The 23,659-nt window shown below is 62.9% G+C and carries 21 protein-coding genes and 2 tRNA genes; 1 reads left to right on the top strand and 22 read right to left on the bottom strand.

The window, feature by feature from the left end; all coding sequences use genetic code 11:
- Positions 1-83: 83 nt before the first annotated feature.
- From rpsO to rlmE, 14 genes are all read right to left on the bottom strand, one after another.
- Positions 84-353, bottom strand: a complete 270-nt coding sequence (gene rpsO / locus ACFW0H_RS23905) for a 30S ribosomal protein S15 (RefSeq protein WP_215379404.1) — start codon at positions 351-353, stop codon at positions 84-86.
- Positions 354-447: 94 nt separating this feature from the next.
- Positions 448-1,365, bottom strand: coding sequence for a tRNA pseudouridine(55) synthase TruB (gene truB / locus ACFW0H_RS23900; RefSeq protein ID WP_422916330.1), 918 nt, complete (start codon positions 1,363-1,365; stop codon positions 448-450).
- 4 nt (positions 1,366-1,369) lie between these two features.
- Positions 1,370-1,759 (bottom strand): 30S ribosome-binding factor RbfA, encoded by a 390-nt coding sequence (rbfA, locus tag ACFW0H_RS23895; protein WP_422916329.1) that lies wholly within the window; start codon positions 1,757-1,759, stop codon positions 1,370-1,372.
- A gap of 93 nt (positions 1,760-1,852) precedes the next feature.
- Complete coding sequence (gene infB, locus ACFW0H_RS23890) at positions 1,853-4,417, bottom strand: translation initiation factor IF-2 (RefSeq protein ID WP_422916328.1); 2,565 nt, start codon at positions 4,415-4,417, stop codon at positions 1,853-1,855.
- 26 nt (positions 4,418-4,443) lie between these two features.
- A complete protein-coding gene (gene nusA, locus ACFW0H_RS23885) occupies positions 4,444-5,925 on the bottom strand; it encodes a transcription termination factor NusA (protein WP_422916327.1) in 1,482 nt (493 codons plus the stop codon).
- Positions 5,926-5,972: 47 nt separating this feature from the next.
- The gene (gene rimP / locus ACFW0H_RS23880) at positions 5,973-6,431 is read right to left on the bottom strand and encodes a ribosome maturation factor RimP (RefSeq protein ID WP_028630011.1); all 459 of its coding nucleotides are present in this window, start codon (positions 6,429-6,431) and stop codon (positions 5,973-5,975) included.
- A 132-nt stretch (positions 6,432-6,563) separates the two neighbouring features.
- A tRNA-Met gene (locus ACFW0H_RS23875) sits at positions 6,564-6,640 on the bottom strand.
- 97 nt (positions 6,641-6,737) lie between these two features.
- Positions 6,738-6,823 (bottom strand) — tRNA-Leu (locus tag ACFW0H_RS23870).
- Positions 6,824-6,833: 10 nt separating this feature from the next.
- Positions 6,834-7,217, bottom strand: a complete 384-nt coding sequence (secG, locus tag ACFW0H_RS23865; protein ID WP_422916326.1) for a preprotein translocase subunit SecG — start codon at positions 7,215-7,217, stop codon at positions 6,834-6,836.
- 4 nt (positions 7,218-7,221) lie between these two features.
- A complete protein-coding gene (gene tpiA / locus ACFW0H_RS23860; RefSeq protein WP_422916325.1) occupies positions 7,222-7,977 on the bottom strand; it encodes a triose-phosphate isomerase in 756 nt (251 codons plus the stop codon).
- A 65-nt stretch (positions 7,978-8,042) separates the two neighbouring features.
- On the bottom strand, positions 8,043-9,383 hold the full coding sequence (gene glmM / locus ACFW0H_RS23855) for a phosphoglucosamine mutase (protein WP_422916324.1): 1,341 nt from the start codon (positions 9,381-9,383) through the stop codon (positions 8,043-8,045).
- A gap of 18 nt (positions 9,384-9,401) precedes the next feature.
- Entirely contained in the window at positions 9,402-10,253 is an 852-nt protein-coding gene (folP, locus tag ACFW0H_RS23850) for a dihydropteroate synthase (protein WP_422916323.1), read from the bottom strand.
- A 9-nt stretch (positions 10,254-10,262) separates the two neighbouring features.
- Positions 10,263-12,176, bottom strand: coding sequence for an ATP-dependent zinc metalloprotease FtsH (ftsH, locus tag ACFW0H_RS23845; RefSeq protein ID WP_422916322.1), 1,914 nt, complete (start codon positions 12,174-12,176; stop codon positions 10,263-10,265).
- A gap of 199 nt (positions 12,177-12,375) precedes the next feature.
- A complete protein-coding gene (gene rlmE / locus ACFW0H_RS23840) occupies positions 12,376-12,999 on the bottom strand; it encodes a 23S rRNA (uridine(2552)-2'-O)-methyltransferase RlmE (RefSeq protein ID WP_422916321.1) in 624 nt (207 codons plus the stop codon).
- 76 nt (positions 13,000-13,075) lie between these two features.
- On the opposite strand from rlmE, the gene ACFW0H_RS23835 reads away from it, so the two are divergent.
- The gene (locus tag ACFW0H_RS23835; RefSeq protein WP_422916320.1) at positions 13,076-13,390 is read left to right on the top strand and encodes a YhbY family RNA-binding protein; all 315 of its coding nucleotides are present in this window, start codon (positions 13,076-13,078) and stop codon (positions 13,388-13,390) included.
- 22 nt (positions 13,391-13,412) lie between these two features.
- Here ACFW0H_RS23835 and ACFW0H_RS23830 read toward each other — a convergent pair whose 3' ends face one another.
- The 8 genes from ACFW0H_RS23830 to dnaK all read right to left on the bottom strand — a co-directional run bounded on the left by ACFW0H_RS23830 (position 13,413) and on the right by dnaK (position 23,603).
- Positions 13,413-13,859, bottom strand: a complete 447-nt coding sequence (locus ACFW0H_RS23830; RefSeq protein ID WP_422916319.1) for a DUF4149 domain-containing protein — start codon at positions 13,857-13,859, stop codon at positions 13,413-13,415.
- Entirely contained in the window at positions 13,837-14,313 is a 477-nt protein-coding gene (greA, locus tag ACFW0H_RS23825) for a transcription elongation factor GreA (protein WP_422916318.1), read from the bottom strand. Before greA ends, ACFW0H_RS23830 begins: the two co-directional genes overlap by 23 nt.
- Entirely contained in the window at positions 14,310-17,531 is a 3,222-nt protein-coding gene (carB, locus tag ACFW0H_RS23820) for a carbamoyl-phosphate synthase large subunit (RefSeq protein WP_422916317.1), read from the bottom strand. The genes greA and carB overlap by 4 nt, the downstream gene beginning before the upstream one ends.
- A 19-nt stretch (positions 17,532-17,550) precedes the next feature.
- Positions 17,551-18,201, bottom strand: a complete 651-nt coding sequence (gene leuE, locus ACFW0H_RS23815; RefSeq protein ID WP_422916342.1) for a leucine efflux protein LeuE — start codon at positions 18,199-18,201, stop codon at positions 17,551-17,553.
- A 26-nt stretch (positions 18,202-18,227) separates the two neighbouring features.
- On the bottom strand, positions 18,228-19,364 hold the full coding sequence (carA, locus tag ACFW0H_RS23810) for a glutamine-hydrolyzing carbamoyl-phosphate synthase small subunit (protein ID WP_422916316.1): 1,137 nt from the start codon (positions 19,362-19,364) through the stop codon (positions 18,228-18,230).
- Positions 19,365-19,547: 183 nt separating this feature from the next.
- Positions 19,548-20,351 (bottom strand): 4-hydroxy-tetrahydrodipicolinate reductase, encoded by an 804-nt coding sequence (dapB, locus tag ACFW0H_RS23805; RefSeq protein WP_422916315.1) that lies wholly within the window; start codon positions 20,349-20,351, stop codon positions 19,548-19,550.
- Between the two features lie 87 nt (positions 20,352-20,438).
- Positions 20,439-21,566 carry a molecular chaperone DnaJ gene (gene dnaJ / locus ACFW0H_RS23800; protein ID WP_422916314.1) on the bottom strand — a complete coding sequence of 376 codons (1,128 nt, stop codon included), beginning with the start codon at positions 21,564-21,566 and terminating at the stop codon, positions 20,439-20,441.
- 123 nt (positions 21,567-21,689) lie between these two features.
- Positions 21,690-23,603: a molecular chaperone DnaK gene (gene dnaK / locus ACFW0H_RS23795; RefSeq protein ID WP_422916313.1), complete on the bottom strand. Its 1,914-nt coding sequence runs from the start codon at positions 23,601-23,603 to the stop codon at positions 21,690-21,692.
- Positions 23,604-23,659: the final 56 nt, after the last annotated feature.

Genomic DNA, 23,659 nt, shown 5'->3' with positions numbered 1-23,659 from the left:
CTTAAAAAACCAGAAGCTGGAAAGCCGAAAGCTGGAACGATGTCCAGCTTCCGGTTTTCCAGCTTCCAGCTCATCTGAGTCGCTTAGCGACGCAGACCCAGACGACCGATCAGGGCGCTGTAACGAGTGGTGTCCTTACCCTTCAGGTAGTCCAGCAGCTTGCGGCGCTGGTTAACCATGCGGATCAGACCACGACGGGAGTGGTGGTCCTTGCCGTTGGCCTTGAAGTGATCCTGCAGCTTGTTGATGTTGGCGGTCAGCAGGGCAACCTGCACTTCCGGGGAACCGGTATCGCCTTCAGCTTGCTTGTACTCGTTAACGATCTGGGCTTTTTCAGCAACGCTCAGTGCCATGTTGGGCTTCCTCTGAGAGTAATAGGCCGGGACCTGCGCCCCGTGTTCAAAGAAGAGGAGTGACCGTGCCTATTAACAGCCATCCTCGGATCGGTCATTCCGACCGAATCAGTCGACGCGGCGCTATGCGCCCGTCATCGCTCACTTCACCGATACCGATAAAGCGACCGGTATGATCCTGCACTCGCATCATGCCGAACTTCGGCGCTTCCGGAGCACGCACCGGCTGGCCGTGAAGCCAGTAATAGGCGCTGTGCTCGCTCAGCTGGACCTGCGGCCAGTGTTCCAGTCCGCTGTCGACCGGCAGGAGGAACTGGTCCAGTGCCTCGTTGCCGCCTTCGGCGTGGGCCTTCTCCAGGGTCTCCAGGCTGATCGCCTGGGCCAGAACGAAGGGGCCCGCCTGGGTCCGACGCAGCTCCGCCACATGGGCACCGCATCCCAGGGCCTGGCCGAGGTCCTCGACCAGGGTGCGGATATAGGTGCCCTTGCTGCAGGCTACGGCCAGTCTTGCCTGGGAGTTTTCACAGGCCAGCAAATCCAGGCGCGCAATAGTAACAGAACGCGCCTCGCGCTCCACTACTTCGCCAGCCCGGGCCAGCTTGTAGAGAGGCTGCCCATCCTTCTTGAGGGCGGAGTACATCGGCGGTATCTGCTTGATTTCGCCACGAAAACGCGGCAGCAACGCTTCGATGTCCTGGCGACCAACGGTCACCTCGCGGCGCTCGACCACCTCGCCCTCGGCATCGCCGGTGGAGGTGGTAACGCCCAGTTGGGCCAGGGTCTCGTAACCCTTGTCGGCATCCAGCAGGTACTGGGAGAACTTGGTCGCCTCGCCGAAACACAGCGGCAGCACGCCGGTAGCCAGGGGATCGAGGCTGCCGGTGTGGCCGGCCTTCTCGGCGTTGAGCAGCCAGCGCACCTTCTGCAACGCGGCGTTGGAGCTCATGCCGCGCGGCTTGTCGAGGATCAGCACACCGCTGACATTGCGGCGGATACGTTTTACCTGGGCCACGCCATCACTCCTCGTCGCTGCCCTGGTGCTTGCGGTCTTCCGCAACGGCACGCTCGATCAGCGCCGACAGCTCCGCGCCGCGGCGAATGCTGGCGTCGTAGTTGAAGTGCAGCTGCGGCACGCTGCGCAGCTTCATCGCCTTGCCCAGTTGCATGCGCAGAAAACCGGCGGCTTCCTTGAGGATGTCGAGGTTCAACTGGATCTTCTCGGCATTGTCGTCCTGGCCCATCACGGTGATGAACACCTTGGCGTGGGACAGGTCGCGGCTCACGTCCACCGCGGTGATGGTCACCAGGCCCAGTCGCGGGTCCTTGATCTCGCGTTGGATCAGCAGGGCCAGCTCGCGCTGCATCTGATCGCCGATGCGTTGGGTACGGCTGTAATCTTTAGCCATTTCGTTTCACTCATGAACGCTAAAAGCCGAAAGCCAGGAGTGGAAAGCGTTGGCTTCCAGCTCCTGGCTCCCGGCTTGTGGCTAGCGCGGCACTTACAGCGTGCGCGCCACCTGGACTTTCTCGAAGACTTCGATCTTGTCGCCGACCTTGACGTCGTTGTAGCTCTTCACGCCGATACCGCACTCCATGCCGGCACGGACTTCGGCAACGTCGTCCTTGAAGCGGCGCAGGGACTCCAGCTCGCCCTCGAAGATCACCACGTCGTCGCGCAGTACGCGGATCGGGCGGTTGCGGTGTACCAGACCCTCGGTAACCATGCAGCCGGCGATCGCACCGAACTTCGGCGAACGGAACACGTCACGCACCTCGGCGATACCCAGGATGTTCTCCCGGACTTCGCTGCCCAGCATGCCGGACAGTGCTTTCTTAACGTCTTCGATGATGTCGTAGATGATGTTGTAGTAGCGCAGGTCGAGGCCTTCCTGCTCGACGATCTTGCGCGCGCCGGCATCGGCACGCACGTTGAAGCCGAACAGCACGGCGTTGGACGCCAGCGCCAGGTTGGCGTCGCTCTCGGTGATACCACCGACACCGCCACCGACCACGCGAACCTGCACTTCCTCGTTGCCGAGATCCGACAGCGCGCCCTGCAGAGCCTCGAGAGAACCACGCACATCGGACTTGAGAACGATGTTGAGGGTCTTCTTCTCGTCCTGGCCCATGCTTTCGAAGATGTTCTCCAGCTTGGCGGACTGCTGGCGGGCCAGCTTGACTTCGCGGAACTTGCCTTGACGGAACAGGGCGACTTCGCGGGCTTTCTTCTCGTCGGCGACCACGGTCAGGTCGTCACCGGCGTCCGGCGTACCGTCCAGGCCGAGGATCTCGACCGGGATGGACGGGCCAGCTTCTTTCACCGGCTTGCCGTTCTCGTCGAGCATGGCGCGGACGCGACCGTAGTTGACACCGCAAAGGATCATGTCGCCCTGACGCAGGGTACCGTCCTGAACCAGCACGGTGGCCACCGGGCCACGGCCCTTGTCCAGGCGGGACTCGACCACCACGCCACGGCCCGGGGCCGACGGGGTCGCGGTGAGTTCCAGTACCTCGGCTTGCAACAGCACGGCTTCCAACAGGTCGTCGACACCGGTGCCGACCTTGGCCGACACGGGTACGAACTGGGTATCGCCGCCCCACTCTTCCGGAATCACGTCACGAGCGGCCAGATCGTTCTTGATCCGGTCCAGGTCGGCTTCCGGCTTGTCGATCTTGTTCACCGCGACCACGATCGGCACGCCAGCCGCTTTCGCGTGCTGCACGGCTTCTTCGGTCTGCGGCATCACGCCGTCGTCGGCCGCCACCACCAGGATGACGATGTCGGTGGCCTTGGCACCGCGGGCACGCATGGCGGTGAACGCCGCGTGGCCGGGGGTATCCAGGAAGGTCACCATGCCGCGATCGGTTTCCACGTGGTAGGCGCCGATGTGCTGGGTGATGCCACCCGCTTCGCCGCTGGCCACCTTGGTACGACGGATGTAGTCGAGCAGGGAGGTCTTGCCATGGTCGACGTGACCCATGACAGTCACGACCGGCGCACGGGTCAGGGCCTCGCCCTCGAATCTCAGGGATTCGGCCAGTTGGTCTTCCAGGGCGTTCTCGTTGACCAGCTTGACCTTGTGGCCAAACTCTTCGGCAATGAGTTGGGCGGTCTCACGATCGAGCACCTGGTTGATGGTCACCGGGGTGCCCATCTTGAACATGAACTTGACGACTTCGGCGCCCTTGACCGCCATCTGGGCGGCCAGTTCGGCCACGGTGATGGTCTCGCCAATGCTGACTTCACGCACAATGGGTCCTGTCGGGCTCTGGAACCCGTGCTGGTTACGCTTCTTCAGCTTGGACTTGCCGCCTCGGCCACCGCGACGGAAGGAATCGCTCTCTTCCTCGGTGCTGCGCGGGGCAACACGGGGAGCCGGTGCCTTTTCCTTCTCTTTCAGCGAAGGACGGTGCTGCGCATGCTTGCGATCGCGGCGCTCGTCTTCGTCGCGGGCACGCTCGGGGCGACGCGGCTCTTCCTTCTTGCGCTCGGCGCCAACGGCAGTGGCAGCACCAGGGGCAGCAGCCGCTGCCGCTGCCGCTACCGGAGCCGCAGCAGGCGCAGCAGCCGGAGCGGCAGCCACGGCGTCGACAACCTGGGCACCTGCTTCGACCTTGGCGGCCTCGGCGGTTTCCTTGGCGCGTGCTTCCGCTTCACGACGGGCAGCCTCTTCGGTGCGCTGGCGAGCCTCTTCCTCAACCTTCAGGCGAGCGGCTTCTTCCGCCGCACGCTGCTCTTCGAGTTCGCGCTGGCGCTCGGCCTCGATCTCGTCGGGGCTACGCTTGACGTAGGTTTTCTTCTTGCGTACTTCGACGCTGATGGTCTTGCTGCCGGCAACCCGCAACGTGGTTGTGGTCTTGCGCTGCAGAGTAATCTTGCGCGGCTCTTCCAGGCGTTCGCCGTGGCTGCTCTTGAGATGGGCCAGCAGGGCCTGCTTCTCATTGTCAGTCACAACCTGCTCGGCGCTGGTGTGCGGCAATCCCGCCTCGCGCATCTGCAGCAGCAGGCGCTCCACCGGTGTATCGACCACTTGGGCCAGTTCTTTCACCGTGACTTGCGTCATGCACTTCTCTCCTCAGGCCGCGAAACTTACTCGAACCAGTGGGCTCGGGCGGCCATGATCAGCTTGCCGGCACGCTCTTCGTCCATGCCGTCGATGTCGAGCAGGTCGTCGATCGACTGCTCGGCCAGGTCTTCGCGGTTAATAACGCCACGTACGGCGAGTTCAACAGCCAGGTCCTTGTCCATGCCTTCCAGGGAAAGCAGGTCGTCGGCAGGCTGGGCATCCGCCAGCTTCTCTTCGGTCGCGATAGCCTTGGTCAGCAGGCGATCCTTCGCACGCGCACGCAGCTCGTTGACGATGTCCTCGTCGAACCCATCGATGTTGAGCATCTCTTCCATGGGCACGTAGGCGATTTCTTCCAGGCTGGTGAAACCTTCTTCAACCAGTACCTGGGCCAACTCTTCATCCACCTCCAGCTCTTCGACGAAGGCGCGCAGGATGCCGCCGGTCTCGGCCTGCTGTTTGGCCTGGATATCCGCTTCGGTCATCACGTTCAGGGTCCAGCCGGTCAGCTGGCTGGCCAGGCGCACGTTCTGGCCACCACGACCGATGGCCTGGGCCAGGTTGTCTTCGCCTACGGCGATGTCCATTGCATGGGCATCCTCGTCGACGATGATCGCCACCACTTCGGCCGGGGCCATGGCATTGATCACGAACTGCGCGGCGTTGTCGTCCCACAGGACGATGTCGACGCGTTCGCCACCCAGCTCACCGGAAACGGCCTGGACGCGGGAGCCACGCATACCGATGCAGGCGCCCTGCGGGTCGATGCGCTTGTCCTTGGAGCGAACGGCGATCTTGGCGCGCGAGCCCGGATCACGGGAGGCGGCCATTACTTCGATCAGCTCTTCGGCGATCTCGGGCACTTCGATGCGGAACAGTTCGATCAACATCTGCGGCGCGGTACGCGAAAGGATCAGCTGCGGACCGCGGTTCTCGGTGCGGATTTCCTTCAGCAGGGCGCGCACGCGGGCACCGACGCGGAAAGTCTCGCGCGCAATGATGTCTTCACGGGCCAGCAAGGCTTCGGCGTTGTTGCCCAGGTCGACGATCACATTGTCGCGGGTGACCTTCTTCACGGTGCCGGAAATGATATCGCCCAGCTTCTCGCGGTAGGCTTCGACCACCTGCGCGCGCTCGGCCTCGCGCACTTTCTGCACGATGACCTGCTTGGCGGTCTGGGCAGCGATGCGGCCGAACTCGATGGACTCGATCTTTTCTTCAATGACGTCGCCGATCTTGGCGTTCTCGTCACGCGCCTGGGCCTGGTCGAGGGTCAGTTGGATAGCCGGATCCTCGAAATCCTCTTCTTCGACCACAGTCCAGCGACGGAAGGTGTCGTAGTTGCCATTGTGGCGGTTGATCGCCACACGCAGGTCGACTTCGTCTTCATAACGCTTCTTGGTGGCAGTGGCCAGGGCCAGCTCCAGCGCCTCGAAAATCACGCCAGCCGGTACACCCTTTTCATTGGATACCGACTCAACAACCAGCAGTACTTCTTTGCTCATCGTACGCCTCGCCTTTCGCAATCCATTGGATCCGCGGGATCCGCGTCTCAGTCAAAACGGGGAATGATGTTGGCCTTGTCGATCAGTTCGATCGGCAGGAGGAATTCGCGGTCTTCGATGAGAACCACCACGTCCTGCTCCTCCACCCCGCGGAGAAGCCCCTGAAAATTGCGTCGTCCCTCGAAAGGCGAACGCAGCTTGATCTTGACCAGCTCACCGGCATGGGCCGCGAACTGCTCAAGGGTAAACAACGGACGATCCATGCCCGGGGACGATACTTCGAGGGTGTACTCGCTGCTGATCGGGTCCTCGACATCGAGAACACCACTGATCTGCCGGCTGACCTTCTCGCAGTCGTCGACCAGGATGCCGTTCTCGTGATCGATATAGATCCGCAGCAGTGAATGCCGCCCTTGGGACAGGAACTCGATGCCCCAGCACTGATAACCGAGCGCTTCGACTACCGGGGCCAACAAGGCCTGCAACTGTTCTAGCTTGCTCGACACCTGATCGCCTCTCGCATGCTGTGCAAATAAAAAATGGGCGAAACGCCCATCCCTTCAAAAACCGCCTGATCTGTGATCGGAGGTCAACTGTCCAGCTAGCAAAAAGCCCCTAAAAAGGGGCTTCGCGACTACTGGTTGCGGGGGCTGGATTTGAACCAACGACCTTCGGGTTATGAGCCCGACGAGCTACCAGACTGCTCCACCCCGCGTCAAAGCTGGTGCGAAAGTATACGGCCAGCACCTTGCATGGTCAACCGAACATCCCGCGAAAAAGAAAGCCCGCATTGCTGCGGGCATCTCTTCATATGGTACCGAGGAGGGGACTCGAACCCCTACAGCCTATGGCCACTACCACCTCAAGGTAGCGTGTCTACCAATTCCACCACCTCGGCAAAACTTGCCTTACTTCTGCTCTGGAGCCTGCGGCACATCACCCGACTGGGTAGCTGGCTTCTGCTCTTCAAGCACCGGCACATCGTCAGCTGCCGGCTTGCTCGGCTGAACTTCGAGAGCCGCCGGATCCGGCAGGCCAACCTTGCTCAGCGCTTCAGCCTTTTCCTTAGCGAAGAACGCTAAGCCCAGGCTGGTAATGAAAAAAACCGCGGCGAGTATACCAGTAACTCTACTCAGAAAGGTAGCGGAACCTTGGCTTCCGAATACGGTTGCCGAAGCACCGGCACCGAAGGAGGCGCCAGCATCCGCACCTTTACCCTGCTGGACCAGCACCAGGCCTACTACACCCAGGGCCACCACCAGGTGAACCACAATCACGACAGTTTCCAGCATCTCGTCAGCTTCCTGCGGCGCGACAGATCGCACCGAACTCATCCGCATTCAGGGAGGCGCCACCAACAAGCCCCCCATCGATATCCGGCATGCCGAACAAGTCGGCCGCACTGGCCGCCTTCACACTGCCGCCGTACAGAATCCGTACGCCGCGAGCAATATCGGCATTCTCGGCCGACAATTGCGAACGAATCGCCGCGTGAACTTCCTGCGCCTGTTGCGGCGAGGCTGTCAGCCCCGTACCTATGGCCCATACCGGCTCGTAGGCAATTACCGCTTGCGCAAATGCGCCCACACCAAGCTCTTCGATCACACTTCCCAGCTGACGCCCGACCACTTCGAGCGTCTTGCCGGCTTCGCGCTGCTCCCGGGTCTCACCGACACAAAGTACCGGCACCAGACCACAGGATTGAGCAGCCGCGAACTTGCGACTCACGACTTCATCGCCTTCGCCCAGAATCAGGCGACGCTCCGAATGACCGACCAGGACCAGCTTGCAACCTGCATCCACCAACTGGCTTGCCGCGATCTCTCCGGTGAGGGCTCCCTGCACCGACTCTACCGCACAATCCTGCGCACCAACGACAATCGAATTGCCAGCCAGGCCTTGAACAACCTGGTCGATGAACAGACTTGGCGGCATGACCGCAACTTCAACCCCAGCAGGCAAGACCAAATGGCGCAAGCCGTTGATCAGCTCTGCGACGCTGGCGCGGGTACCGTGCATTTTCCAGTTACCGGCTACCAGAGGTCGGCGCATGCTTTATCTCGTCGATCAAAGTGGGCGCAGATATTACCCAAGAGATTTCCAACTAGCAAGAGAAATCAAGCACATACCTCTTTCACGACCTGAGCCAGCTCTTCCGCGTAACCACGGACCAGATTTTCATCGTCGCCCTCGACCATCACGCGAACCAGCGGCTCGGTGCCGGACTTGCGCAGGAGGACGCGGCCACGGCCCGCCATCTGCTCCGTGACACGGGCAGAAGCATCCTTGACCACGGGATGGCTGACCGGGTCTACATCACTACCGGAATAGCGCACGTTGATCAGTACCTGCGGGCACTTGCGCATTCCCTGACGCGCCTCGGCCAGGGACCGACCGCTGCGCTGCAGAGCGAGCAGCACCTGCAGGGCGGCAACGATGGCGTCGCCTGTCGTGGTGAAATGGCTGCAGACGATATGACCGGAGTTCTCGCCGCCCAAGGTCCATCCATTGGTCTGCAGCTCGCTCATCACGTAGCGGTCGCCAACCTTGGCGCGCACGAAGGGGATTTCCAAGTCCTTCAGCGCCAACTCCAGGCCAAGGTTGCTCATCAGGGTGCCAACCACACCGCCGCTCAGCTTGCCGCGGCCGTGGAGATCGCGGGCGATGAGATAGATCAGCTCGTCGCCGTCCACCACGGCGCCGGTGTGGTCGACCATCAGCACGCGGTCACCATCGCCGTCGAAGGCGATGCCGATGTCGGCATGCTGCGCGACTACCGCTGCCTGCAGGCCGGCCATATGGGTGGAGCCACAGTCATCGTTGATGTTGAGGCCGTTAGGCTGTGCCGCCAGCACGCTTACCTGGGCACCCAGCTCGCGGAACACGCTCGGAGCCACCCGGTAAGTGGCGCCATGGGCGCAGTCCACCACCAGCTTCAGACCGGCGAAGTCGGTACTAATGGGGGTGGTGCTCTTGCAGAATTCGATATAGCGCCCTGCGGCGTCGTTGATGCGGGTGACCTTGCCCAACTGCTCGGACTCCACCACCGTCATCGGCTGGTCGAGCAGTTCCTCGATCATCAGCTCCACTTCGTCCGAGAGTTTGGTGCCCTGACCGGAGAAGAACTTGATGCCGTTGTCGTGGTGGGGGTTGTGGGATGCACTGATGACGATACCCGCATCAGCCAGGAAGGTGCGGGTCAGGTAGGCGATGGCCGGGGTGGGCATGGGTCCGAGCAGCATCACATCGGCGCCGGCGGCCAGCAGACCCGCCTCGAGGGCAGACTCGAACATGTAGCCGGAAATCCGCGTGTCCTTGCCGATCAGGATGCGGCACTTGCCTTGCTTGCGGAACGCCATGCCGGCGGCCCAGCCGAGCTTGAGCATGAAGTCCGGAGTAATCGGGAAATGACCAACGCGTCCGCGAATACCGTCGGTACCAAAATACTTTCTGCTCATGAAATGCTCCGTGTTGTCTTATTCCGCCGCTTGTACTGCGGCGATCATGCGTACGGCGTCGGCGGTTTCGGCGACATCGTGTACGCGCAGGATGCAGGCACCCTTGGCCACCGCGAGGGCGGCCAGGGCGACACTGCCGTACAGGCGCTCATGGACTTCCCGTCCGAGCGCCTGACCTATCATGCTTTTGCGAGAAACCCCGACCAGCAGCGGGCGCCCCAGCTCGTGCAGCGCCTCCATGTGCTTGAACAGGCTGAGGTTGTGGGCCAGGTTCTTGGCGAAACCAAAGCCCGGGTCCAGGACGATCCGGTCGGCCTTGACGCCCGCCCCCAGGCAGGCCTGCATGCGCTCAGCGAGGAAATCCCGCACCTCACGCACGACGTCGTCGTAGCGCGGGTCCTGCTGCATGTTGCCCGGCTCGCCGAGCATATGCATGAGGCAAACCGCAAGACCGGTATCGGCCGCCGCGTCCAGCGCCCCATCGCGACGCAGGGCGCGCACGTCGTTGATCATCCCGGCGCCGAGGCGCGCGCCTTCGCGCATCACCGCGGGCGTGGAGGTATCCAGAGAAATCACCACGTCCAGTTCGCGGGCAATGGCCTCGACCACCGGCGCGACCCGCTCCAGCTCCTCGGTGGGCGAGACCGGACGCGCACCGGGCCGCGTCGACTCGCCGCCGACATCGATCAGCGTCGCGCCCGCGGCGACCATCTCGGCAGCATGGCGCAGGGCGGCATCGCGCCCACTGAAGCGGCCGCCATCGGAGAAGGAGTCCGGGGTGACATTGAGAATGCCCATCACATGGGGCTGGGCCAAATCAAGAACCCGGTTGCCACAAGGCAACCGGGTCGGGTACTGCGCTGACTTCATGTACAGGCCTTAGTGTTCGCCGGCAGGCCCACCGATGGGAGTTTCAGGACGCGGCGTTTCCTCACGCGGGGCGGGTGTGCCGGAAGTACCGGAACCGCCCTGCCAGTCCTTCGGTTCGCGAGCAGCGCGACCGGCCATGATGTCATCGATCTGCTCGGAGTCGATGGTTTCGTACTTCATCAGTGCTTCGGCCATCATGTCGAGCTTGTCGCGGTTCTCCACCAGCAGGTTCTTCGCGGTGGTGTAGCACTCGTCGATGATGCGGCGAACTTCCTGGTCAATCAGTTTCGCGGTTTCACCGGAGACGTTGGCGTGTTGGGCACCCGCACTGCGACCCAGGAACACCTCGCCCTCCTCCTCGGCGTACATCAGCGGACCGAGTTTCTCGGACAATCCCCACTTGGTCACCATGTTCCGGGCGATCTGGGTGGCACGCATGATGTCGTTGGAGGCACCGGTGGTGACACCATCAAAACCCAGCGTCATCTCTTCGGCGATACGGCCACCGAACAGCGAGCAGATCTGGCTGGTCAGTGCGCGCTTGGACAGGCTGTAGCGGTCCTCCTCGGGGAGGAACATGGTCACACCCAAGGCGCGACCGCGCGGAATGATCGACACCTTGTAGACCGGATCATGCTCGGGCACCAGGCGACCGACGATGGCGTGGCCCGCCTCGTGGAACGCAGTATTGAGCTTCTCTTTCTCGGACATGACCATGGATTTGCGCTCGGCGCCCATCATGATCTTGTCCTTGGCCAGCTCGAACTCCTTCATCTCTACCAGGCGCTTGTTGACGCGCGCGGCGAAGAGCGAAGCCTCGTTTACCAGGTTGGCCAGGTCGGCACCGGAGAAGCCCGGGGTACCGCGCGCGATCACCGCCGGGTCGACGTCGTCACCCATGGGCACCTTGCGCATGTGCACCTTGAGAATCTGCTCGCGGCCGCGGATATCCGGCAGGCCGACGACCACCTGGCGGTCGAAGCGGCCGGGACGAAGCAGGGCCGGGTCCAACACGTCAGGACGGTTGGTGGCGGCAATCACGATGATGCCGTCGTTCATCTCGAAGCCGTCCATCTCCACCAGCAACTGGTTGAGAGTCTGCTCGCGCTCATCGTGACCGCCGCCCAGGCCGGCGCCACGATGGCGACCAACGGCGTCAATCTCGTCAATGAAGATGATGCACGGCGCGTGCTTCTTGGCCTGGTCGAACATGTCGCGGACCCGGGACGCGCCCACGCCGACGAACATTTCGACGAAGTCGGAACCGGAGATGGTGAAGAAAGGTACCTTGGCCTCGCCTGCGATGGCCTTGGCCAGCAGGGTCTTACCGGTACCGGGTGGGCCGACCATCAGCACGCCGCGCGGGATGCGGCCCCCCAGGCGCTGGAACTTGCCCGGATCGCGGAGGAATTCCACCAGTTCGCTGACTTCCTCCTTGGCCTCGTCGCAACCGGCGACGTCGGCGAAAGTGGTCTTCACCTGGTCTTCCGACAACAGGCGCGCCTTGCTCTTGCCGAAGCTCATCGGGCCGCCGCGGCCACCGCCGCCGCCCTGCATCTGGCGCATGAAGAACATGAAGACGGCAATGATCACCAGGATCGGGAAGCTGGCAACCAGCAACTGGGTCCAGATGCTCTGCTGCTCGGGCTGCTTGCCTTCGATGATCACGTTGTTATCAATCAGGTCGCCGATCAGGCCGCCGTCCTGAATGGCCGGACGAATGGTCTTGAAGGACTCGCCATCGTTGCGTTTGCCGGTGATGACGAAGCCATCGACAGTCACGCGCTCGACCTTGCCGTCTTTAACCTGCTCGATGAATTCCGAGTAGTTAAGGGTCTGCGGTTCGCTCGGGCTGGAGAAATTGTTCATCACCGTGACAAGCACAGCGGCGATGATCAGCCACAGGATCAGATTTTTTGCCATGTCGTTCAATTAGCTACCCTCTGGAACGGGCCCCTTCCTGGAGCGCACCCCGCATGACGGCTGGTGGTTAACCGGCCTAACTTACTACACAACCCCTACCCCTGGCAGGCGCCGTCTGTAACCCTTTATGAGACCCTGCGGTCTCCCTGCAGCATCCAGCCCTGCAGATGGGACCCATGAGTCAGGTCCCCGTTGCAGTCTATTCCCCGCGGAAGCCGCGCGCGAGCAGGTATTGCTCCCGGGAGCGGTCACGCGACGAAAGCGGCTTGCGCATCTGCACCTTGTCGAATCTTTCACGTACCTGCTTGTGGTAGACGTCGAAGCCTTCGCCCTGGAAGATCTTGATCAGGAAATCCCCCCCCGGACGCAGCACCTGCCCGGCCAGGTCCAACGCCAATTCGCAGAGGAACATGGCGCGCGGCTGGTCGGAGGAGCGTACCCCACTCATATTGGGGGCCATATCGGAAATCACAAGGTCCACCGGCTGGCCACCGATCGCTTCGATGATCTGGTGGAAGACCGCATCTTCGGTGAAATCGCCCTGGATGAAGGTCACATCCGGAATGCTATCCATTTCCAGGATGTCGGAGGCGATCAGCCGGCCGCGGTCGCCAATGACCCGACTGGTGACCTGGGACCAGCCGCCCGGTGCGGCGCCGAGGTCGATCACCGTCATCCCGGGCCGCAGGATGCGGTCCTTTTCCTGGATCTCGAGCAGCTTGTAGCTGGCGCGGGAACGGTAACCGTCCTTCTGCGCCATTTTGACGTAAGGGTCGTCGATGTGTCTTTGCAGCCAACGCTGGCTACTCTTGGAACGGGCCACGGGATACCTCGTGTTCGGCTGTGCGCCCCGGAATCACTCGGGTAAACTAGCAGCCTTTTTTCGCAGGGGTCTGATTATGGCGCTCTCACAGGAGCACAAGAAGCAATACAAATCTATCGGTCATCATCTGAAACCGGTATTGACGGTCGCCGAAAACGGCCTGACCGAAGGTGTACTGGCCGAACTGGAGCGCGCGCTGAACGATCACGAACTGATCAAGGTCCAGTTCCGCATCACCGAGCGCGACGACCGCCGCGCACTGATCGATGAACTCTGCGCAACTGGCAACTGCGAGCTGGTACAAGTCATCGGCAAGATGGCGCTGGTCTATCGCCGCAACCCCAAGCCGAACCGCAACTTGTCCAACATCAGCCGCTTCAGCGGCCTCTAAGCTTCCCGCCAAGGGCGCGCACTCAGCGCGCCCTGCCCTCCGCCAGCTTCGCCGGCATGGGCTGGATCACCAGCAGCAGGCCGCAGAAGGCCAGCAACAAATAGCTGAAGTTCAGCCAAAACAGCGCCTCCGGCATCCGGAAACGCACCAGCAGGAATACCACCACCAGGGCCAGCACCGCGGCCAGCAACTGCGCGCGCGCATCGCGCCAGAGACGCACAAGCCCTGCATGCTGGATCAGCAGCAGGGCCTGGAGCAGCGCACAGAAACCGGCAAAAGCCACCAGCAGCGGCCGCAGCGCGCCGGCCACCTCCTCCACCAGCATCGGCGCCAGACCTATGCGCTCCAGCGCAGGCAGCATGACGAAATGCAGGAGCCAGAGGCCGCCGACCCAGAAGGTCTGGGCCAGCTGCCAGGCGATGGTGCCGGCTCGGAAGGGCGAACGCTCAGACGTGACGGACTTCGACAATCTCGTACTCGACGACACCGCTCGGAGTCTTGACCGTCACCACGTCCCCTTCTTCCTTGCCCACCAGGGCGCGGGCAATGGGGGAGCTGACCGACAGTTTGCCCTGTTTGATATCCGCCTCGTCGTCACCCACGATCTGGTAGGTCACGGTTTCGTCGGTATCGACGTTGGCGATATCCACGGTCACACCAAAGATCACCTTGCCGGTATGGGGCAGCGACGCGACATCGATGACCTGGGCGTTCTGCAGGCGTCCTTCGATATCCCGGATACGCGCCTCAACCATGCCCTGCTGTTCGCGGGCGGCATGGTATTCGGCGTTTTCCTTCAGGTCGCCCAGCTCACGCGCTTCGGCGATGGCCTGGGTGATCTGCGGGCGCATTACGCCTTTCAGGTGTTTCAGTTCGTCTTCCAGGGCGCGAGCGCCCTGGACGGTCATCGGAAATTTGGTCATGCCTTGATTCCTGCATGGAGATCCTGCAGACGGCGCACGGTCTTCTCGGGACCGAACTTGAGCGCTTCACAGATTGCCTGACCAGCCGCGATGGTGGTGGTGCAGTAGATCTTGTGCTGCAGGGCGTTACGACGGATCGAGTAGGAGTCAGCAATGGACTGACGCCCCTCGGTGGTGTTGATGATGAGGGTAACCTCATCGTTCTTGATCATGTCAACGACATGGGGACGGCCTTCCGTCACCTTGTTCACACGGCGAACCGGCAGGCCGGCGGCCTCGATCACCTTGGCGGTGCCGGAGGTGGCGACGACCTCGAAGCCCAGCTCGATCAGGTCGCGGGCGACCTGGGTGACCATCGGTTTGTCATCCTCGCGCACACTGATGAACACGGTGCCGGAGTTCGGCAGGATCTCACTGGCGCCCACCTGGGCCTTGGCGAAGGCTTCGCCGAAGCTGTCGCCGACGCCCATCACCTCACCGGTGGACTTCATTTCCGGGCCGAGGATGGGGTCGACCCCCGGGAACTTGGCGAAGGGGAACACCGCTTCCTTCACGCTGAAGAACGGCGGGATGATTTCCTTGGTGAAGCCGATCTCGGACAGGGTCTTGCCAGCCATGACACGGGCAGCCACCTTGGCCAGGGAATCGCCGATGCACTTGGAGACGAAGGGCACGGTACGGGAGGCGCGCGGGTTCACCTCGATCACGTAGATGTCCTCGCCCTGCACGGCCATCTGCACGTTCATCAGGCCGACGACGCCCAGTTCCAGGGCCATTTTCTTGACCTGCTCGCGGATCTCGTCCTGGATGTGCTTCGGCAGCGAGTACGGCGGCAGCGAGCAGGCGGAGTCACCGGAGTGCACCCCGGCCTGTTCGATGTGCTGCATGATGGCGCCGATCACCACGGTCTCGCCGTCGCACACCGCGTCGATATCGACTTCGATGGCGCAGTTGAGGAAGCGGTCCAGCAGCACCGGGCTGTCGTTGGAAACCTTCACGGCCTCGCGCATGTAGCGCTTGAGCTCTTCTTCCTGGTAGACGATTTCCATCGCGCGACCGCCCAGCACGTAGGACGGGCGTACCACCATCGGGTAGCCGATGCTCTTCGACAGGGCCAGGGCTTCGTCTTCACTGCGCGCGGTGGCGTTGGCCGGCTGACGCAGGTTCAGGCGCTGCACCATCTGCTGGAAGCGCTCACGATCCTCGGCACGGTCGATGGCGTCGGGGCTGGTGCCGATGATCGGCACACCGGCCTCTTCCAGGGCGCGGCAGAGCTTCAGCGGGGTCTGGCCGCCGTACTGGACGATCACGCCCTTGGGCTGCTCGACGCGGACGATTTCCAGCACGTCCTCCAGGGTCACCGGCTCGAAGTAGAGGCGGTCGGAGGTGTCGTAGTCGGTGGAGACGGTTTCCGGGTTGCAGTTGACCATGATGGTCTCGTAGCCGTCTTCACGCATGGCCAGCGCGGCATGCACGCAGCAATAGTCGAACTCGATGCCCTGGCCGATACGGTTGGGGCCGCCGCCGAGGATCATGATCTTGTCGCGGGTCGACGGGTTGGCCTCGCACTCTTCCTCGTAGGTCGAGTACATGTAGGCGGTGTCGGTGGCGAATTCGGCAGCGCAGGTGTCCACGCGCTTGTAGACCGGCAGCACCTTCAGCTTGTGACGGTGGCTGCGCAGGTTCTTCTCGGTAACGCCGAGCAGCTTGGCCAGGCGCGCGTCGGAGAAGCCCTTGCGCTTGAGCTTGCGCATCAGGTCGGCGTCGATGCCGGACAGGCCGAGGGTCTTGACCTTCTCCTCGTCCTTGACCAGATCCTCGATCTGCACCAGGAACCACTCGTCGATCTTGGTCAGTTCGAATACCTGCTCGACGGTCTTGCCGGCGCGGAAGGCATCGGCCACGTACCAGATACGCTCGGCGCCCGGCACGGTCAGCTCGCGGCGCAGGGTGCCTTCGGCTTCCGGGTCGCTCAGGTCGAGCTTGGGATCAAAGCCGGCAACGCCCACTTCCAGGCCGCGCAGGGCTTTCTGCACGGACTCCTGGAAGGTACGGCCGATGGCCATGACCTCGCCCACGGACTTCATCTGGGTGGTCAGGCGGGCGTCAGCCTTCGGGAACTTCTCAAAGGCGAAGCGCGGAACCTTGGTCACCACGTAGTCGATGGCCGGCTCGAACGACGCCGGGGTACGGCCGCCGGTAATGTCGTTCTGCAGCTCGTCGAGGGTGTAGCCGACGGCCAGCTTGGCGGCGATCTTGGCGATGGGGAAGCCGGTGGCCTTGGAGGCCAGGGCCGAGGAGCGCGATACGCGCGGGTTCATCTCGATCACGACCATGCGGCCGGTGTTCGGGCAGATGCCGAACTGCACGTTGGAACCGCCGGTTTCCACACCGATCTCACGCAGCACCGCCAGGGAGGCGTTGCGCATGATCTGGTATTCCTTGTCGGTCAGGGTCTGGGCCGGAGCGACGGTGATGGAGTCGCCGGTGTGCACACCCATCGGATCGAAGTTCTCGATGGAGCAGACGATGATGCAGTTGTCCTTCTTGTCGCGGACAACCTCCATCTCGTATTCCTTCCAGCCGATCAGGGATTCGTCGATCAGCAGCTCATTGGTCGGCGACAGATCCAGACCACGTGCACAGATTTCTTCAAACTCTTCACGGTTGTAGGCGATACCGCCGCCGGTGCCGCCCATGGTGAAGGACGGACGGATGATGCATGGGAAGCCGACCTTTTCCAGGACGCCGTAGGATTCTTCCATGCTGTGGGCGATGCCGGAGCGCGGGCACGCCAGGCCGATGGACTTCATCGCCTTGTCGAAGCGCGAGCGGTCCTCGGCCTTGTCGATGGTGTCGGCATTGGCGCCGATCATTTCCACGCCGAACTTGGCCAGCACGCCATGGCGCTCCAGGTCCAGGGCGCAGTTCAGCGCGGTCTGGCCACCCATGGTGGGCAGCAGGGCGTCAGGGCGCTCCTTCTCGATGATCTTGGCGACGGTGGCCCACTTGATCGGCTCGATGTAGGTGGCGTCTGCCATGGCCGGGTCGGTCATGATGGTGGCCGGGTTGGAGTTCACCAGGATGACGCGGAAGCCTTCTTCCTTCAGGGCCTTGCAGGCCTGGGCGCCGGAGTAGTCGAACTCGCAGGCCTGGCCGATCACGATGGGGCCGGCACCGAGGATCAGGATGCTCTTGATGTCTGTACGCTTGGGCATGGGACTCTCGTTGCAATAATCAGGACAGGGTTGCGGTGGCCAGCTTCACGCCAAAGCCGACAAACAGGGCGCCGACGCCGCTCGAGGCGCCGGCAGCCAGCCGTTGCCGCCGGCGGAACCAGGCCGCCAGGCGCACACCGGAAAAAATCAGGAAACTCAGGTAGATGGCGCTGATGACTTCGAGGATCGTGCCCAGCACCAGGAACGACAGCCCGGGGTAGGCGTATGCCGGGTCGACGAACTGGATGAAGAAGGACACGAAGAAGAGGATCGCCTTGGGGTTGGACAGGCTCAGCAGCAGCGCCTTGCGGAACGGCTGGTTGACATCCAGGTCCTTCGCCGGGACAGCCTGCTCGACCGGCTGGCGCAGCTTCTGCCAGCCACCCCGGAGCATGCCGACACCCAGATAGAACAGGTAGGCAGCGCCGACGTACTTCAGGCCGAGGAACAGCATCGGCTCGGCCTTGAGCAACGAGGCGATCCCCAGCGCCGACAGCAGCATCAGGATCGCATCGCCGAGGAACACCGCGCTGGCCGCCCGGTAACCGGCGCCCACGCCGCGCTGGGCGGCGGTGGCGAGCACGAACAGCGAGTTCGGCCCCGGCAGCAGGACGATGAACAGCGTACCCAGGACATAGGTCCAGAGGTCGGTGATCCCGAGGGTCGGCATCATCTACGCAAGCCCCTTCAGCGGTCTCAGCGACGCTCGGCCATGGCCGAGATGAAGCGATCGAACAGCGGCGCCACGTCGTGCGGGCCGGGGCTGGCTTCCGGGTGGCCCTGGAAGCTGAAGGCGACCTTGTCGGTACGCTCGATGCCCTGCAGGGTGCCGTCGAACAGCGACTTGTGGGTGGCGCGCAGGTTGCTCGGCAGGGTCGACTCGTCCACAGCGAAACCGTGGTTCTGGCTGGTGATCATCACCACGCTGGAATCCAGGTCCTGCACCGGGTGGTTGGCACCATGGTGACCATGGCCCATCTTCACGGTCTTGGCGCCGGAGGCCAGGGCCAGCAGCTGGTGACCGAGGCAGATGCCGAAGACCGGAATCTCGGTGTCGAGGAATTCGCGGATGGCCTGGATGGCGTAGTCGCACGGTTCGGGATCGCCAGGGCCGTTGGAGAGGAAGATGCCGTCCGGGTTCAGCGCCAGCACTTCGCTGGCCGGGGTCTGCGCCGGTACCACGGTCAGGCGGCAGCCGCGGGCCACCAGCATGCGCAGGATGTTCACCTTGACGCCGAAGTCATAGGCCACCACATGGTGGGGCAGATCGCTTGCGGCGATTTCCGGATGGCTGTCGGTTTCCAGGTTCCACGTGCCGGAACGCCATTCGTAGCGCTCCTCACAGGACACCACCTTGGCCAGGTCCATGCCCTTCAGGCCAGGGAAGCTGCGCGCCAGTTCCAGCGCCTTCTCTTCAGTGGCGTCGTCACCCGCGAGGATGCAGCCATTCTGCGAGCCTTTCTCGCGCAGGATGCGGGTCAGGCGGCGGGTATCGATACCGGCGATGGCGACGGTGCCGTGTTCTTTCAGGTAATCCGGCAGCGACTGTTTGTTACGCCAGTTGCTGGCCAGCAGCGGCAGGTCGCGAATGATCAGGCCGGCGGCCCATACGCGGTTGGCCTCGGCGTCTTCCGGCGTGGTGCCGGTGTTGCCGATGTGCGGATAGGTCAGGGTAACGATTTGCTGGGCATAGGAAGGATCGGTAAGGATTTCCTGATAGCCGGTCATGGCGGTGTTGAACACCACCTCGCCGATGGTATGGCCATCGGCCCCAATGGCTTCGCCGCGAAAAATGCTGCCGTCGGCAAGCGCGAGTATGGCTGGCTTAGTCAAGAAGACCTCCCGTAGATCAAGGCTGAAGCAAACGCAGGTTGTAAAAAAGCGGGATGACGTTGATACCGTCACCCCGCTTTCTTATCTGAGCCATTTCTGCGTAACTTTTAGTGGACACACTAAAGCTGCAGTTTACAGGAATGCGTCATTTCGGTCCACCCGAAAGACATCCTGATCTGCACATCAACGCAAACCCAGTACATCCTGCATGTCGTAGAGTCCCGCTTCCTGGCCGTCGAGCCAGAGAGCCGCGCGGACCGCGCCGCGAGCAAAGGTCATGCGACTGGAGGCCTTGTGGGTGATCTCCACGCGCTCGCCCTCTGCAGCAAACAAGACGGTGTGATCGCCCACCACGTCACCTGCGCGCACGGTGGCGAAGCCGATGGTCTCGCGGGCACGGGCGCCCGTCTGGCCTTCCCGGCCGTATACCGCCACCTTGGACAGGTCGCGCCCCAGGGCGTCGGCGACCACCTCCCCCATGCGCAGGGCAGTCCCGGACGGCGCGTCCACCTTGTGGCGGTGATGGGCTTCGATGATCTCGATGTCCACTTCGTCACCCAGCACGCGCGCCGCGGTGTCCAACAGCTTCAGGCAAAGATTCACTCCGACGCTGAAGTTGGCGGCGAAGACGATCGGAATTTCCCTGGCCGCATTCGCCAGCAGCACCTTCTCTTCGGCGGAGAAACCGGTGGTACCGACCACCATCGCCTTGCCGGCCTGACGGCAGACTTCCAGGTTTTTCAGGGTCACCGAGGGATGAGTGAAGTCGATCAGCACATCGAACTCGTCGACCACCTTGGCCAGATCACCGGACAGCGGCACGCCGATGCGACCCAGGGCCGCCAGCTCACCGGCATCGGCGCCGACCAGGGTGCTATCCGGACGATCGATGGCAGCGGTCAGACCGGCGCCCGGCGCCTGCTGCACCGCCTCGATCAGGTTCTTACCCATGCGCCCGGCGGCGCCCATCACAGCAATACGTCGCATAAATTAAAGCTCCAAGCTGGAAGCCCGAAGCCGGAAGAGCAAGCCGGAGCGCCTCAGGCCTCCAGCTTCCAGCTTCCAGCTTACCGATTAGAGATCGCCGAAGAAGCGCTTCATGCCCTCGAACCAGGTGCTGGCCTTGGGAGAATGGGAACCGTCGCTCTGCAGCGTCTTGCGGAACTCGTCGAGCAGTTCGCGCTGGCGCTTGTCCAGGTTGACTGGCGTTTCCACCACCACCCGGCACATCAGGTCTCCCGCGCCGCCGCCCCGCACCGGAGCCACGCCCTTGCCGCGCAGACGGAACAGTTTGCCGGTCTGGGTCGCCTCCGGAATCTTCAACTTGACCCGGCCGTCCAGCGTCGGCACTTCCAGTTCGCCGCCGAGCGCCGCATCGGCGAAGCTGATCGGCACTTCGCAGTAGAGGTGCTTGCCATCGCGCTGGAAGATCGGGTGCTCGCGCACGTTGACCACTACATAGAGGTCGCCGGGCGGGCCACCCAGAACGCCGGCCTCGCCCTCGCCGGACAGGCGGATGCGGTCGCCGGTATCGACACCGGCCGGCACCTTCACCGACAGGGTCTTTTGCTCTTCCACGCGCCCCTGGCCATGGCAGCTGCCACAGGGGTCACTGATCATCTTGCCGCTGCCGTGGCAACGCGGGCAGGTCTGCTGCACCGAGAAGAAGCCCTGCTGCATACGCACCTGGCCGATACCGCCGCAGGTGGTACAAGTGACCGGGCTGGTCCCTTTCTTCGCACCCGAGCCGTCGCAGGTCTTGCAGTTGACCAGAGTCGGAACGCGGATGGTGACCGTCGTACCACGCACCGCTTCTTCCAGGTCCAGTTCCAGGGTGTAGCGCAGGTCGCTGCCGCGCTGCGGACCACCGCGCTGGCCGCCACGCTGACCACCGAAGAAGTCGCTGAACACGTCGCCGAAGATGTCGGAGAAGCTGGCGCCGCCAAAGCCGGCACCGGCACCGCCACCCATCTGCGGGTCGACCCCGGCATGGCCGTACTGGTCGTAGGCGGCGCGCTTGCTGGCGTCGGACAGCACTTCGTAGGCCTCGTTGGCCTCCTTGAATTTCTCTTCGGACGCCTTGTCCCCCGGATTGCGATCCGGATGGTGCTTCATCGCCAGACGGCGATAGGCTTTCTTCAGCTCAGCCTCGCTGGCGCCGCGCTCGACACCAAGGATTTCGTAAAAGTCACGTTTTGACATGATTTCCTGCACTCTCGAATTCACCCACCCCAGACACGCCAACGCGGGAGCAAGCTCCCGCGCGGCGGTTCAGGCGTGCGAGGCGCTCGACCTCGCACGCTGGAGCGGAAGCAAGCGTGACACTTACTTGTTTTCCTTGACCTCTTCGAACTCGGCATCGACGGCATCGTCGGAAGCCTTGTCCGCGGTGGCGCCCTGCGGCTGCTCACCGGCCTGAGCCTGGTCGGCGTACATCTTCTGCGCCAGCGGGGTGGAAGCCTGGGACAGGGCGTTCATCTTGGCCTCGATCTCGGCCTTGTCGTCACCCTTCACAGCGACTTCCAGCTCGCCCAGCGCCTTCTCGATGGCAGCCTTCTCCTCGGCGGTGGCCTTGTCGCCAGCCTCGGTGATCATCTTGCGAGTGGCGTGAACCAGCGCATCACCCTGGTTGCGGGCAGCGGCCAGCTCCTCGAACTTGCGGTCTTCCTCGGCGTTGGCCTCGGCGTCGCGCACCATCTGCTGGATCTCTTCCTCGGACAGGCCGGAGTTGGCCTTGATCACGATGGACTGCTGCTTGCCGGTGGCCTTGTCCTTCGCACCAACGTGCAGGATGCCGTTGGCGTCGATGTCGAAGGTCACTTCGATCTGCGGCACGCCACGCGGAGCCGGCGGGATCTCGGCCAGGTCGAACTTGCCCAGGGACTTGTTCTGCGCGGCCTGCTTGCGCTCACCCTGCAGCACGTGAATGGTCACGGCGGACTGGTTGTCGTCAGCGGTGGAGAACACCTGGGACTTCTTGGTCGGAATGGTGGTGTTCTTCTCGATCAGCGCAGTCATCACGCCACCCAGGGTCTCGATACCCAGGGTCAGCGGGGAGACGTCGAGCAGCAGCACGTCCTTCACGTCACCGGCCAGTACGGCGCCCTGGATGGCGGCACCGATGGCGACGGCTTCGTCCGGGTTCACGTCCTTGCGCGGCTCCTTGCCGAAGAAGTCGGCCACCTGCTTCTGCACCAGCGGCATGCGGGTCTGGCCGCCGACCAGGATCACTTCCTGGATGTCGGACACGTCCAGGCCGGCGTCCTTCAGGGCGATGCGGCACGGCTCGATGGTGCGAGCGACCAGATCTTCCACCAGGGCTTCCAGCTTGGCGCGGGAAATCTTCACGTTCAGGTGCTTCGGACCGGTCTGGTCTGCGGTGATGTACGGCAGGTTGACGTCGGTCTGCTGGCTGGAGGACAGCTCGATCTTGGCCTTCTCGGCGGCTTCCTTCAGGCGCTGCATGGCCAGGGGGTCGCCCTTGAGGTCCATGCCGGATTCCTTCTTGAATTCGTCGACGAGGTAGTCGATCAGGCGCAGGTCGAAGTCCTCACCACCCAGGAAGGTGTCACCGTTGGTGGCCAGCACTTCGAACTGGTGCTCGCCGTCGACTTCGGCGATCTCGATCACCGACACGTCGAAGGTACCGCCACCCAGGTCATAGACGATCACGGTGTGGTCGCCCTTGGCCTTGTCCATGCCATAGGCCAGGGCAGCCGCGGTCGGCTCGTTGATGATGCGCTTGACGTCCAGGCCGGCGATGCGGCCGGCGTCCTTGGTAGCCTGGCGCTGGCTGTCGTTGAAGTAGGCCGGAACGGTGATCACCGCTTCGGTCACCGGCTCGCCGAGGTAGTCTTCGGCGGTCTTCTTCATCTTCTTCAGCACTTCCGCGGAAATCTGCGGCGGCGCCATCTTCTGGCCCTTCACTTCCACCCAGGCGTCACCGTTGTCAGCCTTGGCGATCTTGTAGGGAACCATCTTGATGTCTTTCTGCACGACGTCTTCTTCGAAGCGGCGACCGATCAGGCGCTTCACGGCGTACAGGGTGTTCTGCGGGTTGGTCACCGCCTGACGCTTGGCGGACTGGCCCACCAGGGTCTCGCCATCGTTGGTGTAAGCGATGATGGACGGCGTGGTACGAGCGCCTTCGGCGTTCTCGATCACCTTGACGTTGCCGTTCTCCAGGATGGCCACGCAGGAGTTGGTGGTCCCCAGGTCGATACCAATGATTTTGCCCATATTCTCTCTCCCGAAACTTTGGATTCTCCGCGGCCCTGCTTCACGAGCCGCGGCAG

Source organism: Metapseudomonas cellulosilytica, assembly GCF_049334135.1.
In the GTDB taxonomy this organism is placed as follows: domain Bacteria; phylum Pseudomonadota; class Gammaproteobacteria; order Pseudomonadales; family Pseudomonadaceae; genus Metapseudomonas.
The sequence above is the reverse complement of the archived record's forward strand: the minus strand, read 5'-3'. Positions and strand labels throughout refer to the sequence as shown.